Genomic DNA, 21,009 nt, shown 5'->3' on the forward strand with positions numbered 1-21,009 from the left:
AAGTAAGCAACTTGCTCGATGTGTTCGGTGCCTGCCGATCGCTGCCCGTGTGGCAGCCGGTGGGGGCGCGTGTGATTGTGGGAAAGAGAGGCTTCGATTGGACCCGCTAGGTGTGGAAGGTGCTGGACACGACGACGGAGTCGGCAGTTCCGAGCATTCGTCGTTCCCACTGTCACCGGCCCAATTGGGAATGTGGTTCGCGCAGCACGTGGACCCCTCGGTACCCGCGAACATCGCCCAGTACATCGAACTTCACGGCGACCTCGACGTGGAGCTGCTTCGCCGAGCATCCTCGCAGGCGGCACTCGAACTGCAATCCGGATTCGTGCGCATCGTCGAGGTCGACGCCGAGCCCCGGCAGATCGTCGACCCCACTCTCGACGACTCTCTGAACTACCTCGATCTGCGCGGTGAGACCGATCCGCGGGCAGCCGCCCTGGCGTGGATGCACGGTGACTACAGCGCGCCGATCGACATTCTCCGCGACCGACTCATCGCTGCAACCGTCCTGCGCCTCGAGGACGACGTGTGGTTCTGGTACGAGCGCGTGCATCACGTGGTGCTCGACGGTTTCGGTGCCGTCACGTTCATGAACCGTGCGGCGGAGCTGTACACCGCAGCGGTGGAGGGCACCGAGCCGAGCAAGAACCTGGCATCGGACCTGACCAAGGTCTACGACATCGACGTGGCATACCGTGATTCGACCCGTTTCGAGGCCGACCGCGAATACTGGGCGTCACGCATCGACGGCATCGACGGAGTCACCACTCTCGCCGGGCACACGGCTCCGCCCGCAGCGAAGAGCCAGATCGACAGCACAGCTCTGTCCACCGAGACGATGGAACGGCTCGAGGCTCTTCGTGCCGAGACGGACACGACGATGGCAACCATCGTCATCGCCGGCTTCGCTGCCTACCTCGCCCAGATGACCGGACGAGAAGACGTCGTACTGTCGCTGCCGGTCACCGCACGCACCACCGCTGTACTTCGCCGTTCCGGCGGCATGGTTTCCAACGTCGTTCCCCTGCGGCTCGACGTGTCGGGAGACACCACCGTCGAGACCCTCTTCGCGCGCGTCAACGCCGAGGTCTCCGGGGCCCTGCGCCACCAGCGTTACCGGCACGAGGACATCCGGCGCGATGCAGGCTCGGCCAGTGGTCAGGCCTCGTTCTTCGGCCCGTGGGTCAACATCATGCTGTTCTTCGGTGAGGTGCGCCTCGGTTCGATGGTCGGCGGCATCAACATTCTCTCGACCGGCCTCATCGAGGATTTCGGGCTCAATCTCTACACCAGCGTCGCCGGGTCCACCACGCACATCGACTTCGAGTCCAACCCCAATCTGTACGGACCGGAACAAGCCGGCCGGAACCACGAACGCTTCGTCGATTTCTTCGCCCGTTTCGTGGCGTCGGGACCGAAGGACGCGGTATGGGATCTGGCACTGACGGACGGTCTCGAACGCGAGCAGGTCGTGGACCGGTGGAACGACACCGAGCACGAGACCGAACCACGGACTCTGCTCTCTGCATTCGAGGCAGCCGCGGCCGCGAACCCGGATGCGACAGCCCTGGTGTACGAGGGCGAGGCGCTGACCTACGGTGACCTCTCGGCGCGCGTGAACGGCCTCGCCCGCCACCTGATCGACATGGGTGTGGGTCCCGAGACGCTCGTCGGACTGTCGATTCGCCGTTCTTTCGACCTCGTCGTCGGCATGTACGCGATCGTCGCGGCGGGCGGTGCCTGGGTGCCGATCGACCCCGACCACCCCGCGGATCGCACGGCCTACATTCTGGATTCCGCGCAGCCGCGGTGCGTGCTGATCTCCTCCCGCGACGACGTGGCGCTGCCCGAGGGAACCGAGACGGTTGCGGTCGATCTCGTCGACTGTGCCGCGAGGTCCACGGCACCCGTTCGGGATGTCGAACGCACTGCGCCACTTCGACTTTCGAATACTGCGTACGTGATCTACACCTCCGGTTCCACCGGACGACCGAAGGGTGTCGCGGTCGAACACGCGGCCATCCACAACCAGATGGAGTGGATGCTCTCGGAGTATCCGATGGACGCATCCGACGTCTATCTGCAGAAGACGGCCACCACCTTCGACGTCTCGCTCTGGGGATTCTTCCTGCCGCTGCGCGTCGGCGCGACGATGGTGCTCGCCACCCCCGACGGGCATCGAGACTCGGTCTACGTGGCCAACAAGATCGCCGAACATCGGGTCACGATCACCGATTTCGTGCCGTCGATGCTGACGGTGTTCGTGGCCAACGCGCCGATGGGCACCTGCAGTTCGCTGCGCCACGTGTTCGTCATCGGTGAGGCACTGCCGGTCGAGACAGCAGCGTCGTTCCGCGCGCTGTGCTCGGCGGGGCTGCACAATCTCTACGGCCCCACCGAGGCCGCGGTCTCGGTCACCTATCACCCCAGCGGACCGGAGGACACCCGCACCGTTCCGATCGGTGTCCCCGAGTGGAACACCAGGGCCTTCGTTCTCGACGGTCGGCTGCGGCCCACCCCGATCGGCGAATCGGGCGAGCTCTACCTTGCCGGAGTCCAGTTGGCGCGCGGCTACGTGGGCCGACCGGATCTGAGCTCGGATCGCTTCGTCGCCAACCCCTTCGGCACCGGCGGCGAGCGGATGTACCGCACCGGTGACCTCGTGCGCTGGCGTAGCGACGGAGTGCTGGACTACATCGGACGAACCGATTTCCAGGTCAAGTTCCGCGGCCAACGCATCGAGCTCGGTGAGATCGAAACGGTTCTGCTCTCCAACGAATCCATCTCGCAGGCAGTGGTGTTGGTGGTCCAGACGGTCACCGGTGATCAGTTGGTGGCGTATGTGGTCGCCGCTCCCGGACGATCCATCGAGTCGGCCGCGGCGATCGAGTTCGCCGGTCACGCCCTACCGTCGTACATGGTGCCTGCAGCGGTCGTCGTCCTCGACGCCCTGCCGCTGAACACCAGCGGCAAGCTCGACCGAAAAGCGTTGCCGGAACCGGTGTTCAGCAGTGCGAAGAAGTACCGGGCTCCGCAGAGCCGAGCGGAGTACGTCGTCGCGGGCATCTACGAGGATCTGCTCGGAGCCTCCAAGGTCGGTCTGGACGAGGACTTCTTCGAGCTCGGTGGTAACTCTCTGATTGCCACGCAGTTGGTGACGCGAGTCGGCAGCGCTCTCGGTGTGCGCCTCGGTGTCCGTGAGCTGTTCGAGGCTCCCACGGTCGGCGCACTCGCGGCCAGGGCCGAATCGGCGGCCCGGCTCGGGGCGGACACCCCGGTTCTGGAGTCGCGGGAACGCCCCGAGCGTATTCCGCTCTCACCTGCGCAACAGCGTATGTGGTTCCTCAACCGCTTCGACCCGACCACTGCGGCGTACAACCTGCCGTTCTCCGTTCGTCTGACCGGCCCGCTGGACGTGGTGGCGCTGTCTGCCGCATTCGCCGACGTTGTCGATCGACACGAAACGCTGCGCACCGTCTACCCCGAAGTGGACGGCTCACCGGAACAGGTCGTACTCACGGCCGCACGGACACCGGCGACGATCCTGCCGGTCCGCATCGAACGCGACGAACTGGGTGGCCGGCTGCACGAACTGGTCGCCAAGGGATTCGACGTCACGGTCGATACACCGTTCCGCATCGCACTCTTCGAGATCTCACCGACCGAACACGAACTCGCGATGGTGCTCCACCACATCGCCGCCGACGGTGCGTCGTTCGGCCCACTGGCGCGGGACGTGCTGGTGGCGTACTCGAGCCGCGTCAAGGGGCGCGCACCCGAGTGGACCCCTCTCGAGGTCCAGTACGCCGACTACGCGTTGTGGCAGCGAGCGGTGCTCGGTCCCGAGACCGATCCGCTGTCTCTGGCGTCTCGCGAAATCGCCTACTGGAGCGCGACTCTCGAAGATCTGCCCGATCAACTGGCGCTGCCGTCGAGCAGGCCACGGCCCGCCGTGTCCTCGAATGCGGGCAGCAAACTCCGGGTGGACGTTCCGGCTCATCTGCATGCCTCGCTGGCGAACCTGGCCCGAGCGAACAACGCCTCGCTGTTCATGGTCATGCAATCGGCGTACGCGCTGCTGCTCGCCCGGCTCAGTGGTACCACCGACATCGCTATCGGTGCGCCCGTGGCCGGTCGGGGAGAACCCGCGCTGGACGACCTGGTCGGCATGTTCGTCAACACGCTCGTGCTGCGCACCGAGGTCGACCCGGCGTTGACGTTCGAGGATCTGCTCTCGCGCGTACGTGACACGGATCTGTCCGCGTTCGCGCATGCAGACGTGCCGTTCGAGCGCCTCGTCGAGGTGCTGAACCCGGTCCGCTCGACGTCTCGGCACCCGCTGTTCCAGGTCGCGATCTCACTCGAATCGGCGATGTCTCGTGAACTCACCGTCGGCAGTCTGCGCGCGGAAGCCGCCGAATTCGATGTTCCCATCGCCAAATTCGACATACAGCTGTGGCTGACCGAGCACCTCGACGACGGAGCGCCCGCGGGTATCGATGCGGTGTTCGAGTACGCAACGGATCTGTTCGACGAAGATCTCGTCGAGAGCTTCGCGCGTCGCTTCCTGGCGATTCTGGACGCGGTCACCACGGACGCGACAGTGCCGGTCGGTGACGTCACGATCGTCGACGCCGCGGAGCACCGTGCCGTGGTGTCGCAGTGGAACGTCTCGGGAGACGACGTCTCACGAGAGCTGACCCTGGTGGATCTGCTCGATGCAGCAGCCGCGAATCACCCGGACGCCGTCGCGGTGCGATTCGGTGGCTCGTCGATGACCTATGCGGAGTTCGATGCGCAGTCCAATCGCCTTGCGCGCGTTCTCGTCTCGCACGGCGTCGGCCCCGAAAGCCTGGTCGCCGTAGCACTTCCTCGGTCGGCGGAACTGGTCGTCGCGCTCGTCGCGGTGATCAAGGCCGGCGGTGGATACCTCCCCGTCGACCCGAGCTACCCACTCGACCGGGTCGAGTACATGCTCGACGATGCTCGCCCCACCACCGTTCTGTTGTCCGGCTCGGACCGAGTCGAACTGCCGTCCGACGTCGAATCACGTACCGGCGCAGCGCTGCTCGATATCGACACCGTCGATCTGTCCTCGGTGTCCGACGATCCCGTCACCGACGAGGATCGGACTGCTCCGCTGCGGCCCGACAACGTCGCCTACGTCATCTACACCTCGGGTTCGACGGGCCGTCCCAAGGGCGTGATGGTTCCGCATCGCAACGTCGTTCGGCTGCTCGACAACACCGATTCGGTCTACGGCTTCGGTGCCGACGACGTCTGGACGATGTTCCACTCCTACGCGTTCGACTTCTCGGTGTGGGAGCTGTGGGGCCCGTTGCTGTACGGCGGCACGTTGGTCGTCGTCGACTACTTCACCTCACGGTCGCCGGAGGCATTCCACCGACTGCTCGTCGACGAGCAGGTCACGGTGCTCAACCAGACGCCGTCGGCGTTCTATCAGCTCTCCGAGGCCGATCGCACGACGGCGACCGCGCACGGCGAATTGGTGCTGCGGTACGTGATCTTCGGCGGTGAAGCCCTCGAACAACGACGGCTGACCGGCTGGTTCGAACGGCACGGGCACAGTGCGCCCCAGCTCGTCAACATGTACGGCATCACCGAGACGACCGTGCACGTGTCGTACCGTGCGCTCGATGCCGCGTCCGTCGAGACCAGTGCGTCGGTGGTCGGTAAGCCGATCGCCGGGCTGCGGGTATTCGTACTGGACACTCGCCTGCACCCGGTTCCGGTCGGGGTGCCCGGTGAAATGTACGTCGCCGGTGGACAACTCGCCCGCGGTTACCTCGGTCGCCGGGAACTGACGTCGGTCCGCTTCGTGGCGAACCCGTTCGCGTCAGGAGCCGACGAGGGATCGCTGCTGTACCGAACCGGTGACCTCGCACAGTGGAACTCCGCAGGCGAACTCGAGTACCTCGGACGTTCCGACGACCAGGTCAAGGTTCGCGGATTCCGCATCGAACTGGGTGAGGTCGAGGCGGCGGTGTCCGCGCAGCCCACCGTCACCCAGGCCGCCGTGGTCGTGCGCGAGGACTCGCCCGGTGCAGCTCGACTGGTCGCCTACGTGGTGTCCGCCGCGGTCGAGGGCAGGCCGATCGTCGACATCGAAGACATCAGAACCGGTATCGCAGAGGTACTTCCCGAGTACATGGTGCCGTCGGCTTTCGTCGTGCTCGACTCGATCCCACTGACCGTCAACGGCAAGCTCGATCGCCGGGCACTGCCGGCTCCGGTGTTCGAGGTGCGCGAGTTCCGCGCCCCGACCACACCGATCGAGGAGATCGTCGCGGACGTCTTCGCAGACGTTCTCGGCGTGGAACGCGTGGGTCTCGACGACGACTTCTTCGAGCTCGGCGGTAACTCGCTGATCGCCACGCAGGTGGTCTCGCGCCTCGGAGTCGCTCTCGATGCGACCGTGCCGGTGCGCATGCTGTTCGAGGCATCGACCGTAGCGCTGCTCGCGGTACGGGTGGAGCAGGCCGCAGGGGAGGGCGGCCGCGTCGCGCTCGTCGCAACCGTGCGGCCCGAGCGCATTCCGCTCTCGCTCGCGCAGCAGCGTATGTGGTTCCTCAATCGATTCGACGCCGATTCGACCGCATACAACATTCCGTTCGCACTCAGACTGACCGGCGAACTCGACGTCGCCGCCTTGCAGGTGGCGATCATGGACGTCATCGACCGCCACGAATCGCTGCGCACGGTCTACCCGGACACCGCGGCCGGCCCGCAGCAGACCATCCTCGACGCCGCGCAGACGGTGCCGAACCTGATGCCGGTTCCGACGTCCGCGACCGATATCCAGCGGCAGGTCTTCACGCTGGCATCGACGACGTTCGACGTGACGGTCAACGTTCCGATTCAGGCTCGCCTCTTCGAGATCGGTCCCCGCGAGCACGTCATCGCCATGGTGGTGCACCACATCTCGGCCGACGGCTGGTCGATGGGTCCACTGGCCCGCGACCTCATGATCGCGTACGCCTCACGCACCGCGTGGGAGAACCCGGCGTGGATGCCGCTCGAGGTGCAGTACGCCGACTACAGCCTGTGGCAGCGTTCGGTTCTCGGCTCCGAGGACGATCCGCACTCGCTGATCTCCGGTCAGGTCGACTACTGGGCCGACATGCTTGCCGGTCTGCCCGATCAGCTGGATCTCCCGACCGATCGGCCGCGCCCGAATCGTCAGTCGTACCAGGGATCGTCGATCCGATTCGAGGTACCGGCCGAGGTCCACCGAGGCCTGTCCTCGCTGGCCCACACGCACAACGCATCGCTGTTCATGGTCGTGCACGCCGCTCTGGCGGTACTGCTCGCGCGCCTGTCCGGCACCGAGGACATCGCGATCGGTACTCCGGTCGCAGGCCGCGGCGACGCAGCCCTGGACGACGTGGTCGGCATGTTCGTCAACACCCTCGTGCTGCGCACCGACATCGAGTCGGGTCGCACGTTCTCGGAGCAGATCGGCCGCGCCCGCGAGGTCGCGCTCGGTGCGTTCGGGCACGCCGATCTGCCGTTCGAGCGCTTGGTCGAGGTGCTGAACCCGTCCCGGTCGCAGGCTCGGCACCCGCTGTTCCAGGTGATGCTCTCGTTCGAGAACCTCACCCGTACGCACGTGGACCTACCCGGACTGTCGGTGGACAGCGTCGCGCTCGATGCCGAGGTGGCGAAGTTCGACCTGCAGCTGACCGTCACCGAGTCCATCGGAGTGGACGGTCGCGGACAGGGCATGGCAGCCGAGTTGACCTACGCGACCGATCTTTTCGACGCCGCGACGGTCCGAGGATTTGCCGAACGTTTCGTGCGGATGCTCACTGCCGTGGTCGCAGATCCCTCGCTGTCGGTGGGAGACATCGACCTTCTCGACGACGGCGAGCGCGACCGAGTCGTCACGGCGTGGAACCGGACCGAACACGACGTGCCGAAGCAGGTGACGTTGGTCGACCTGTTCGACCGTCAGGTCGACCGAACCCCCGATGCACCGGCTCTGGTGTTCGAGGGGGAGCGGCTGACGTATGCGGAGTTCGCGGCGAGAGCCAATCGCCTTGCGCGACATCTGGTGTCGACCGGTGTCAAACCCGACTCCCTCGTGGGGCTCGCCATCGGACGCAGCCTCGACCTGTTCGTGGGCATGTACGCGATCGTCAAGGCCGGAGCCGGGTACGTTCCGATCGATCCGACGCAGCCGGCCGATCGCAACGAATACATCGTGGCCACGGCCGCACCGGTCCGAGTGCTGTCCACCACGCGAGATCACGTGGAGTTCGCCGGCGTCGAGACGATCGACATCGACACCCTCGACGTGTCCGACCTGTCCTCGACGCCGTTGACCGATGCCGACCGTGCAGCCCCGCTGCGGCCCTCGAACATCGCCTACGTGATCTTCACGTCGGGATCGACAGGTCGCCCCAAGGGTGTCGGGGTCTCACACGAGGCGATCGTCAACCGCCTGCTGTGGATGCAGCACGAGTATCGGCTGAACGCCGACGACGTGGTGCTGCAGAAGACTCCGTCGACCTTCGACGTCTCGGTGTGGGAGTTCTTCTGGGCTCTGCAGAACGGCGCATCGGTCGCCATCGCTGTTCCGGACGGTCACCGAGACGCGATGTATCTGCTCGACGTCATTGCGCGCGAACATGTCTCGGTGGTGCACTTCGTACCGTCGATGATGTCTGTCTTCGTCCCCGAGGTGGAGCGACGCCGAGCATCGGGTGCCACACTGCGGCTGGTGTTCGCATCCGGCGAGGCACTGGCTCCCACCACGGCTCGTGCACTACGCCGAGCGGTGAAGGGAGTCGAGCTGCACAACCTCTACGGTCCGACGGAGGCCGCCGTCGACGTCACCTATCACGCTGTCACGGACGAGGATTCGGACGTGATGCCGATCGGTGCGCCGGTGTGGAACACCGCCGTGTACGTGCTCGACTCGCGGCTGAATCCCACTCCCGTCGGTGTCGCAGGTGAGCTCTATCTCGCAGGTACACAGCTGGCTCGCGGCTACGTGAGCCGCCCCGACCTGACCGCGGATCGCTTCGTGGCACATCCGTTCGCAACGGGCGGGCAGCGCCTCTATCGGACCGGCGACGTGGTGCGGTGGAACCGTGACGGCGAGCTGGAGTACGTGGGTCGTTCGGATTTCCAGGTGAAGCTGCGCGGCCTGCGCATCGAACTCGGCGAGATCGAATCCGCATTGCTGGCACAACGCTCCATCTCTCAGGCAGTCGTCGTGGTCCGCAACGACCAACTCGTCGGGTACGTCGTACCGTCCGGTGCCTCGGTGGAGACCGGAGCCGTCCTCGGTGCCCTGCGCTCTCGACTCGCGGAGTACATGGTGCCGTCGACGCTGATCGTGCTCGAGGAGTTTCCGCTCGGTGCCAGCGGAAAGCTCGACCGCAAGGCTCTGCCCGATCCCGCTTTCGAGGTCACCGAGTACCGGGAACCGACCAACGACATCGAACGCACCGTTGCGGAGGTCTTCGCCCAGGTCCTCGGAGTCGAGCGCGTCGGTCTCGACGACGACTTCTTCGAGCTCGGCGGAAACTCCCTCATCGCAACACAACTGGTGTCACGACTGGGCGTCGCCATGGACACTCGAATTGCGGTTCGAGAGCTGTTCGACACCTCCACGGTGGCCGATCTGGCCGCGCGGTTGGGCACACTGGTCGCCACCGGAAGCCGTCCGCCGCTGGTGCCTCAGCAACGGCCGCAACACATTCCGTTGTCGCTCGCGCAGCAGCGGATGTGGTTCCTGAACAAGTTCGACGTCGAATCCGCAGCCAACAACATCCCGATCGCCGTGCGACTGTCCGGTCTGCTGGACCGTCGCGCAATGCAGATCGCGGTCGCGGACGTCGTGGCTCGGCAGGAGTCCCTGCGCACGGTGTTCCCGGAGACCGACGGAACCGCACATCAGGTGATCGTCGACGCAGCCACGGCCACACCGGATCTGACGCCCGTCGACATCGCCGCGCACGAGGTCGCGGATGCGTTGCGTGAACTGGCGACCACCGGATTCGACCTGTCGAAGGACCTGCCCTTCCGAACCAGGCTCTTCGAGGTCAGCCCCACCGAGCACCTGCTGGTGTTCGTCGTCCACCACATCGCGGCCGACGGGTTCTCGCTGGGCCCGCTCACCCGAGACGTGATGAACGCGTACGCGGCTCGCTCGCTGAACCAGGAGCCCTTCTGGTCTCCGCTGCCGGTCGACTACGCCGATTACAGCCTCTGGCAGCGCGAAGTACTCGGTTCCGAGGACGACCCGCAGTCGGTCGTCTCGCAGCAGATCGACTACTGGACAGCCACTCTGGCCGGCCTACCGGATCAGCTCGACGTGCCGTCCGACCGACCGAGGCCCGTCGTGGCGTCGAACCGAGGCGCGCTCGTACGCTTCTCCATCGACGAAGATCTGCACCGCGCGCTGATCGATGCCGCCAGAGCAGAGAACGCCTCGCTGTTCATGGTGGTGCACACCTCGTTGGCCGTACTGCTGTCGCGGTTGTCCGGCGAGGCCGACATCGCGATCGGCACCCCGGTCGCCGGTCGCGGTGAGGCCGCCCTCGACGACTTGATCGGCATGTTCGTCAACACGCTGGTGTTGCGCACCGAGATCGACACGTCACGGCGATTCGACCAGGTTCTCGCCGACACCCGCGAGACCGATCTGTCGGCTCTGGCCCACGTGGACGTACCGTTCGAGCGGCTGGTCGAAATTCTCAACCCCGCCCGATCCACGGCTCGGCATCCCCTCGTGCAGGTGGTACTCGCGTTCCAGAACCTGGGACAGAAGGATCTCGAACTGCCGGGACTGTCGGTCTCCGGTGTCGATTTCGAGACGCTGGTCGCGCTGTTCGATCTGCAGTTCACGTTCGTCGAGTCGATCGGACCGAGCGGTGCTCCGCAGGGCATGACCGTCGACGTCACCTACGCCACCGATCTCTTCGACGAAGCCACGGTTGTCACGCTGGGCGATCGGTTGATCACGGTTCTCGAAGCCGTCGCCGACAACCTCTCCACCGTGGTCGGCGACATCGAGCTGCTCGAGCCCGTCGAACGCAGTCGGGTGCTGGTCGAGTGGAACGACACCGCGCACGAGCTCGACCGGGCACAGACGTTGGCCTCGCTCGCCGGACAGGTCGACTCGACCTCCGCCGCACTGATTTTCGAGGGCGACACGCTCGGCTACGGCGAATTCCAGGAACGGGTCTCCCGTCTGGCGCGGTTCCTGATCGCCCGCGGTGTCGGACCCGAGAGCGCGGTGGGCATCGCTGCCCGTCGCTCGGTGGAACTCCTCGTCGGCATTCACGCGATCATCGCCGCCGGCGGTGCGTACGTACCGATCGATCCGGACCAGCCGACCGAGCGGATCGCACACATTCTCGGAACCGCGGAACCGGTCTGCGTGCTGACCACCTCACGTGACGCGGTGGAAGCCGACGGCTACGAGGTGCTCGATATCGACACCCTCGATCTGTCCGGCTTCTCCGATGCGCGGATCACCGACGCGGACCGAATCAGTGCGCTGGCACCGTCCAACACCGCCTACGTCATCTTCACCTCGGGTTCGACCGGGCAGCCCAAGGGCGTGGCCGTCTCACACGAGGCGATCGTCAACCGCCTGCTGTGGATGCAGTCGGAGTACGAGCTGAGTCCCGACGACGTGGTGCTGCAGAAGACCCCCGTCACGTTCGACGTGTCGGTGTGGGAACTGTTCTGGCCGTTGCAGATCGGCGCTACGTTGGTCATCGCGAAGCCCGACGGCCATCGCGACCCTCAGTACCTGCTCGAGACGATCGAGGCACAGTCGGTCACCACAGCGCACTTCGTACCGTCGTTGCTCGAGGTCTTCGTGTCCGTCGTGGCGGCTGCGCCGTCTCCTGCGGCCGGCTCTCTGCGGACGCTGTTCGCATCAGGAGAGGCGCTGCCCGCCGAGGTCGGCGATCGGCTCCGTCGCGTCTTGCCGGGCGTGGCTCTGCACAACCTCTACGGCCCCACCGAGGCGGCCGTCGACGTCACCTACCACGCAGTGACGGAGGCGGACGTCGACCTCGTCCCGATCGGTGTCCCCGTGTGGAACACCAGAACGTATGTCCTCGACGCTCGACTGTCTCCGGTCGCTCCTGGGGTTGCCGGCGAGCTGTACCTCGCCGGAGTTCAACTGGCCCGCGGATATCTCGGACGAACGGACCTGACGGCCGATCGATTCCTTCCCGACCCGTTCGGAGAACCGGGCTCGCGCATGTACCGCACCGGTGACCTGGTGCGCTGGCGCGCGGCGTCCCCCGGTTCAGGACGGTTGGAGTACCTGGGCCGCACCGACTTCCAGGTCAAGCTTCGAGGACTGCGCATCGAACTCGGCGAGATCGAGACCGTGCTGCGCAAGCATTCGTCCGTGGAATCCTCCGTCGTACTGGTTCGGCAGACCGTTGCCGCGGGTGATCAGCTGGTCGCATACGTCGTACCCACGGTCGGCGGGACCGTCGACGTCGCCGAACTGACGGAGTTCGCGTCGCGTTCGCTCGCGAGCTACATGGTCCCGGCCGCGACCGTCGTCCTCGATGCGCTGCCACTGACCCCCAACGGCAAGCTCGATCGTCGCGCTCTGCCGGAGCCGAACATCGAGCAGCGCGTGTTCCGTGCACCGACCACCACGTCGGAAACCGTTGTGGCCGAGGTCTTCCGCGATGTTCTCGGCATCGATGTGGTCGGTGTCGACGACGAGTTCTTCGCGCTCGGCGGCAACTCCCTCGTCGCCACGAGAGTGGCGTCGAGAATCGGCGCTGCACTCGACACCACGGTGACCGTGCGGACGATATTCGAGGCATCGACCGTGTCCGCTCTGGCGGCCAGGCTCGACGAGCTCTCGGGTTCGGGCCGTCGAATTCCGCTGGTGCGTGCCGATTTGCCGGATCTGGTACCGCTCTCGCTCGCGCAGCGCCGGATGTGGTTCCTCAACCGGTTCGACCCGGAGTCCGCGACGGAGAACCTCCCCGTCGCCATCGAGCTCAGTGGCGATCTCGACATCCCCGCTCTGCGCGCAGCAGTGGCCGACGTGATCGAGCGGCACGAGTCGCTGCGAACGGTCTACCCGGAGGTCGACGGCGTCGCCTCCCAGGTGATCGTCCCGGCGGAGCGGGTGGTTCCGGATCTGGTACCGGCTGCGACCACCACGGCGGAACTGCCGTCGGCGCTGGCGGCGCTGGCGATGGGCGGGTTCGACGTCACCGCGGAGCCGCCGTTGCGCGCTGCGTTGTTCGAGCTGGGCTCGGACCACCACGTTCTGGCGTTCGTCACCCACCACATCGCTGCAGACGGCTTCTCGATCGGCCCCATGACTCGGGATCTGATGGTCGCGTACGCGGCCCGGAGCGCGGGCACCGAGCCCGATTGGGCTCCGCTCGCCGTCCGCTACGTCGACTACACCCTCTGGCAGCAGGCCGTTCTCGGTTCCGAGGACGATCCGTCGTCACCGGTCTCGAACCAGATTCGGTACTGGGCGAGGGCATTGGCCTCGCTGCCGGACGAGGTCACCTTCCCCGGCGATCGCGTCCGCCCGGACAGGTCGTCGTATCGCGGCGGCAACATCACGCTGGCCCTCGACGCAGCCACGCACGGACGCCTCGGCGACGTGGCCCGCGCCAACCAGAGCTCACTGTTCATGGTGTTGCACTCCTCGCTCGCCGTGCTGTTGGCCCGGCTGTCCGGTGAGACCGACATCGCGATCGGTACTCCGGTCGCAGGACGCGGTGAGGCCGCGCTCGACGACGTCATCGGAATGTTCGTCAACACGCTGGTACTGCGGACCGACATCGATCACGGCGGCGCGTTCACCGAGCTGCTGGCTCGGGCACGCGAGACCGACCTGTCGGCGTTCGCCCATGCCGAGGTGCCGTTCGAGCGGCTCGTCGAGGTACTCGACCCACCGCGGTCGGCGGCTCGGCACCCGCTCGTCCAGGTGATGCTCACCGTGCAGAACATGGAGCAGACCGAGCTCGAGCTCCCCGGACTGAGCGTGCGCGGAGTCGATCTCGACGTCGAGACGGCCAAGTTCGACGTTCAGTTCACGTTCACCGAGAACCACGTCGACGGCGGCATGACCGTCGACGTCACCTTTGCTCGCGACCTGTACGACGACAGCACAGCGCGTGTGATCGGGGAACGCCTGATCCGCGTCCTCGAGTCCGTGGCAAGCAATCCTGGTCAGCGAATCGGCGACGTCCCTGTGATGGACGACGCCGAACGCGGCCGTGTTCTCGCACTCGCCCAGGACGCGCCTGCCGTTGCCGATTCGCTCGACACGATCGTCGATCTCTTCGCCGCTCGGGTGGCCGAGGACCCGGACGCTCCCGCAGTGGTGTTCGAGGGTGCCACCAGGAGTTACCGAGAGATCGACGAGTCCTCGACGGCACTGGCGAGAATTCTCGCCGGCCAGGGAGTCGGGCCGGAGTCGCTGGTGGCCGTCGTGCTGCCGCGTACCGCCGATCTCGTCGTGGCACTGCTCGCGGTGCTCAAAGCCGGCGGTGCCTACGTTCCGATCGATCCGTCCTACCCGGCCGACCGTATCGAGTTCGTACTCACCGATTCTCGTCCGGTGGCCGTCCTGACGTGGACCGGTGTGGACGTGGAGCTACCCGCCGCGCTTCCCCGGATCGATATCGACACCGCCTCGATCGCGGGCGACGTGTCGGTGGCCGATCCGATTCCGGCGACCGCGGCTGCGACGGCGTACGTGATCTACACCTCGGGCTCGACGGGCAAGCCCAAGGGCGTGCTCGTTCCGCATCGCAACGTCGTACGGCTGTTGGCGAACACCGAGCGGCACTTCGACTTCGGTCGAGGCGACGTGTGGACGCTGTTCCACTCGTTCGCGTTCGACTTCTCGGTGTGGGAACTGTGGGGCCCGCTCACCACCGGCGGCAGCGTCGTCGTGGTCGACTACTTCACCTCCAGGTCGCCGGAAGCATTGCGAGAGCTGCTCGTTCGTGAGCGTGTCACCGTTCTCAACCAGACTCCGTCGGCGTTCTACCAGCTCGATCAGGTCGATCGGACCGCAGGCTCGACAGGCGACTATTCGTTGCGGTACATCGTGTTCGGTGGCGAGGCGCTCGAACTGCGACGACTGGCCGGTTGGTTCGATCGTCACGGCGACGAATCCCCGCAACTGGTCAACATGTACGGCATCACCGAAACCACCGTCCACGTCTCGCACCGCGTCGTGGACGCGCAGTCCGCAGCGCAGGCTTCGGGATCTCTGGTGGGACGCGCCATCTCCGGGCTCTCGGTGTACGTACTGGATTCGCGACTGTCCCTGGTGCCAGCAGGCGTGCCGGGGGAGATGTACGTCTCCGGTGGTCAGGTCGCGCGCGGGTATCTCGGGCGAGCCGGACTGAGCGCAACGAGGTTCGTCGCCGATCCTTTCGCAGGCGACGGATCGGTCCTGTACCGCACCGGCGACGTGGCACGGTGGTCGACCGATGGCGAACTCGAATTCGTCGGTCGCGCCGACGATCAGGTCAAGATCCGCGGTTTCCGAATCGAGCTGGGCGAGGTCGAATCCGCCGTCGCCACCGCTCCTACCGTCGGGCAGGCCGCGGTGATCGTGCGCGAGGACACTCCCGGTGCCGCACGCCTGGTTGCCTATGTCGTGCCCGCGGCCGAGTCGACCGTCGACATCGACGTCGTCTGGACAGCGATCGGGGAGCACCTTCCCGAGTACATGGTGCCCTCGGCGTTCGTGGTTCTCGACGCGATTCCGTTGACCGGCAACGGAAAACTGGACCGACGAGCGCTGCCCGAGCCGGCCGCGCGCACACGTGAGTTCCGACCACCGACCACTCCGGTGGAGGAAATGGTCGCTGACGTGTTCGCCGACGTTCTCGGCGTCGAGCGCGTCGGTCTCGACGACGACTTCTTCGAGCTCGGCGGCAATTCGCTGGTGGCAACGCAAGTGGTGTCCAGGCTGGGTGCCGCAGCGGACACCACTGTCCCCGTCCGCGCACTGTTCGAAGCCCCGACCGTCGCGGCTCTGGCAGCGCGGGTCGAGCAGGGTTCGGGCGCAGGCGCGCGTCCGGCGCTGGTGGCATCGACGCGACCGAGCCGAGTGCCGCTCTCGCTCGCGCAGCAGCGGATGTGGTTCCTCAACCGCTTCGATTCCGAGTCCACGGCGTACAACATCCCGTTCGCGCTTCGGCTCAGCGGGCGTCTCGACGTCGACGCGTTGCAGCGTGCCGTCTCCGACGTGATCGAACGTCACGAGACTCTGCGATCGGTCTACCCGGATTCACCCGAAGGCCCGCATCAGGTGATCGTGCCGATGTCCCAGGTGCCCACCACTCTCGAGGTGATCGACACCGACGCGGAGTCGGTGACCGCGCGGGTTCTGGAGCTCCTGTCGGCGACGTTCGACGTCACCACCCAGGTTCCGCTGAAGACCGCACTCTTCCGAGTCTCGAACACCGAATTCGTACTCGGCATGGTCATCCACCACATCAGCGCCGACGGTCTGTCGGTGATGCCGTTGTCCACCGACGTCATGACCGCATACGCCGCGCGCACCCGTGGTTCCGATCCGGCGTGGGCACCGTTGCCGGTGCAGTACGCCGACTACGCGCTGTGGCAACGCCAGGTTCTCGGATCCGAGGAGGATTCGGAATCGATTGCTGCGCAGCAGATTCGGTACTGGGGAAGCGCTCTGGCCGAGCTGCCCGAGCAGATCGAACTACCGCTCGATCGCCCGCGACCGGCCGAGCAGACCTTCCGGGGCAGCCGCGTCGACTTCCGGATCGACGCAGCCGCGCACGCTCGACTGACCGAACTGGCACGCGCACGCAACGCGACGGTGTTCATGGCCGTGCACGCGGCGTTCGCCGTGCTGCTCTCGCGCATGTCGGGGTCGTCGGACATCGTCGTCGGGACTCCGATCGCTGGTCGCGGCGAAGCGGAGATCGAGAACCTCGTCGGGATGTTCGTGAACACGTTGGTGCTGCGGCTCGACGTGGCGGGCGGAGCGAGCTTCGAGGACCTCCTCGACGCGGCTCGGGAAACCGATCTGCAGGCTTTCGCCAACTCCGACATACCGTTCGAGCGGCTCGTCGAGGTCGTCAACCCCACCCGGTCGACGGCGCGTCACCCGCTGTTCCAGGTCGGCTTCTCGTTCCAGAACTTCGCGCGCCGAGAATTCGAGCTCGACGGACTGGACATCTCGGCCCTGGACACCGAGACCGGAACGTCGCAGTTCGACCTACATCTGATCGTCTCCGACGCATCGAGCGGCGACGAGTCGTCGGGCGGGGCCGATGCGTTGTTGACCTACGCGACCGACCTGTTCGACGAGCGCACCGCGCGTTCGCTCGTAGCCCGGTTCGAGGCCGTGCTCGACGCTGTCACAGCGGCACCGTCGACCCCGATCGGCGATCTCGATCTGTTCCTCGACGGTGAGCTGCCCGCCATCGTCGAGGAATGGAACGACACCGACCGCGAGTTCGATTCGGCAGATGGCACCACGCTCGCCGATCTGTTCGCGGGCTCGGCAGCGCGCAACGGTGACGCCGTTGCACTCGTGCACGACGACGGCACACTGACGTACGGCGAGTTCTCCGAGGGGGTGTCGCGTCTGGCCCGTCATCTGATCGGTCTGGGTGTCGGACCCGAAGTGCCGGTGGGGCTTGCCATTCGGCGTTCGGTGGATCTGCTCGTCGGCATGTACGCCGTCTCCGTGGCCGGAGGTGCCTACGTTCCGATCGATCCGGATCAGCCGGCCGAGCGCAACGCGCTCGTGTTGGAGACCGCAGCTCCGCTGTGCGTACTGACATCCGGCGCTGTCGGCCCGGAGATCTCCTCTGCAGCAACGGTCGTCGATCTGGCGCAACTCGATCTCGAGGTCTACTCGTCCGCGCCGGTCGAGACCTCCGAGCGCTGCGGTGAACTCTCCGCCGACACCACGGCCTACGTCATCTTCACGTCCGGCTCCACCGGCCGGCCCAAGGGCGTGGCGGTCTCGCACGGCGCAGTGGTGAACCAGTTGAACTGGCTGCGCGCGGAGTACGGCCTCGACGAGACCGATGCGTCTCTGCTCAAGACCGCAGCGACGTTCGACCTGTCGGTGTGGGAGTTCTGGTCGCAACTGACCTCGGGTGGGCGACTCGTCATCGCGAACCCGGAGGGTCATCGCGATCCCGACTACCTGCTCACGCTGATCCGTCGGCACGCGGTGACGACGTTGCATCTGGTGCCGTCGATGTTGTCGATGCTCGGCACCGTTGCCGCGGGCGAGCTGTCACCCGATCTGCGACGTGTCCTGGCCATCGGTGAAGCACTACCCGCAGCGGTGGCACAGGACTTCCGGCGGCACAACGGTTCCGCCGAGCTGTTCAACCTCTACGGTCCGACCGAGGCTGCGGTGTCGGTGACCTCGCATCCGGTCACCGATGCCGACACCGTCACCGTGCCGATCGGCGTGCCCGAGGCCAACACCGCCGTGTTCGTGCTGGACTCGCGCCTTCATCCGGTTCCTGCCGGAGTCACGGGAGAGCTGTATCTCGCCGGTGCACAGCTGGCGCGAGGATATTTCGGGCGTGCGGACCTCACCGCCGAACGGTTCGTGGCGAATCCGTTCGACGCGAACGGAATGCGGATGTATCGCACGGGCGACCTCGTGCGCTGGCGGGTTCCGGTCGTCGACGGAGCACCTGGCGCGGCCCGCCTCGAATACATCGAGCGCGCCGACTTCCAGGTCAAGATTCGCGGCTTCCGCATCGAGCTCGGTGAGATCGAGGCAGCCCTGCGCACACAGGCGACGGTGGCCGACACCGCCGTCGTGGTGCACACCGGCGAATCGATGGGGGACCAGCTGGTTGCCTACGTCGTCGGTACGTCCGGAGCAGTACTCGACGTGGCGAGTGTCGAAGCCGAACTCGCCCGCGCCGTGCCGTCGTACATGGTTCCGGCAGCGTTCGTCGTCCTCGATGCCCTTCCGCTCAACGCCAACGGCAAACTGGATCGACGGGCACTTCCGGCACCGCAGTTCGAGGTTGCCGAGTTCCGCGCTCCGGTCACTCCGGTCGAAGAGATCGTCGCGGCCACCGTGGCGGAACTGCTCGGTCTGGACCGTGCCGGACTCGACGACGATTTCTTCGCGCGCGGTGGAAACTCTTTGGTCGCAACGCAATTGGTCTCGCGGCTGGGACAGGCTCTCGACGCCCAGATTCCGGTGCGAGCAGTGTTCGCGGCGTCCACCGTCGCAGGCCTGGCCGCCCACATCGCCCCGCTCGTCGGCGGCGGTGCGCGCCGAGAACTGACCGTTCGTGAGCGACCCGATCTGCTTCCACTCTCGATCGCTCAGGAAAGAATGTGGACGATCAACCGGATCGACCCCGGTTCCTCGGCGTACAACATTCCTGTCGCGGTCCGGCTGACCGGCGCACTCGACGTCGACTCCCTGCGTGGGGCATTCGACGACGTTCTGGGGCGCCACGAAATTCTGCGCACGGCGTACCCCGATTCTGTGGACGGGCCGGTGCAGCAGATCGTTTCCGTCGCCGAGGTAGGGGTCGATCTGACGCCCGAGCGGGTGGAACCGGATGCAGTGATCTCCCGCCTGACCGAGACCCTCGGTGCCGGGTTCGACGTCACGAAGTCGGTTCCGGTGCGCGCTGCGTTGCTGCAGGTCGCCGACAACGAGCACGTGCTCGCCGTGGTGGCACACCACATTGCTGCCGACGGTTTCTCGATGGGTCCGCTGATCCGCGATGTCATGGTGGCGTACACCGCTCGGATTGCGGGGGAGATGCCGGCATGGACTCCGCTGCCGGTCCAGTACGCCGACTTCGCGCTGTGGCAGCGTGACGTGCTCGGCAGCGAGGATGATCCCGAGAGTCCACTCGCGAAGCAACTGGCGTATTGGACGACCGAGTTGGCAGGAGCGCCCGAACAGTTGGCGCTCCCGCTGGATCGGCCGCGACCGCCTCGCCCGACGATGCAGGGTGCGTCGTACGAATTCTCGTTCGGCACCGACATCGCATCGGCGATCGAGAAGATCGCTCGCGAACACTCGGCGACGACGTTCATGGTGGTGCACAGTGCCTTCGCCGTGCTGCTCTCGAGGTTGAGCAACTCCTCCGACATCAGCATCGGCACACCCACTGCCGGTCGCGGTGAACAGCAACTCGACGAGCTCGTCGGCATGTTCGTCAACACCCTCGTGTTGCGAACTCGACTCGATCAGAGCGGCACGTTCGCCGAGCTGCTGCGGCAGGCCAAGGACAAGGATCTGGCTGCGTTCGGTCACGCGGACGTCCCGTTCGAGCGGCTCGTCGACGCACTGGGCCGGGCGCGGTCGAGTGCTTACACTCCGCTGTTCCAGGCGATGCTGACGTTCCAGAACCACGTGACCGGATCGTTCGAGTTGCCGGGTCTGCACGTACAGGCCTTGCCCGCGGGCGACGACCAGGCCAAGTTCGATCTGCAGCTGACCGCCGTCGAACGATTCGACGACACCGGAGCACTGCGCGACATCGAGGCGACGTTCACCTACGCGACGGCGATCCTCGACGAGTCGTCGATCGCGACGTTCGCAGATCGGCTGCTGCGGATTCTGAACGCCGTGGTCTCGGATCCGGATGTGGTGCTGCGGTCCATCGACATCCTCTCCGAGGAGGAGAAGGCGGAGTTCGCACCGCGAACCAAGCCCAAGACGGTGGACGATCTGCCCGATCTCGTTGCCCGCGCAGCGGCCGTCGCACCCGATGCGGTGGCACTCGAACACGAGTCGACGACGGTCGATTTTGCTGCTCTGCACGCCAAACTGGCTCAGATGTCGGCAACGATGGGCTCGGCGATGAAGCCGCAGGCTCTGGTGACGGTCACTCTGTCGGCACTGGTTCCGGGGATCTTGCCCGCCCTCGGTGCGGAGGGGCTGAACACCGCTCTGGCATCGTTGATCGAACGGGCGGAGTCGGTGATCGCGTCGTCGTGACGAATGCCGAGCTCGCCGGTTGTGCA

Annotated in this window: 1 protein-coding gene; it reads left to right on the forward strand. The window is 66.0% G+C overall.

Annotation, left to right across the window (positions count from 1 at the left end; translation table 11 throughout):
• Positions 1-97: 97 nt before the first annotated feature.
• Positions 98-20,983, forward strand: a complete 20,886-nt coding sequence (locus tag AB0362_RS12070; protein WP_366235635.1) for a non-ribosomal peptide synthase/polyketide synthase — start codon at positions 98-100, stop codon at positions 20,981-20,983.
• Positions 20,984-21,009: the final 26 nt, after the last annotated feature.

Source organism: Rhodococcus sp. NPDC079359 (assembly GCF_040702585.1).
GTDB lineage: Bacteria > Actinomycetota > Actinomycetes > Mycobacteriales > Mycobacteriaceae > Rhodococcoides.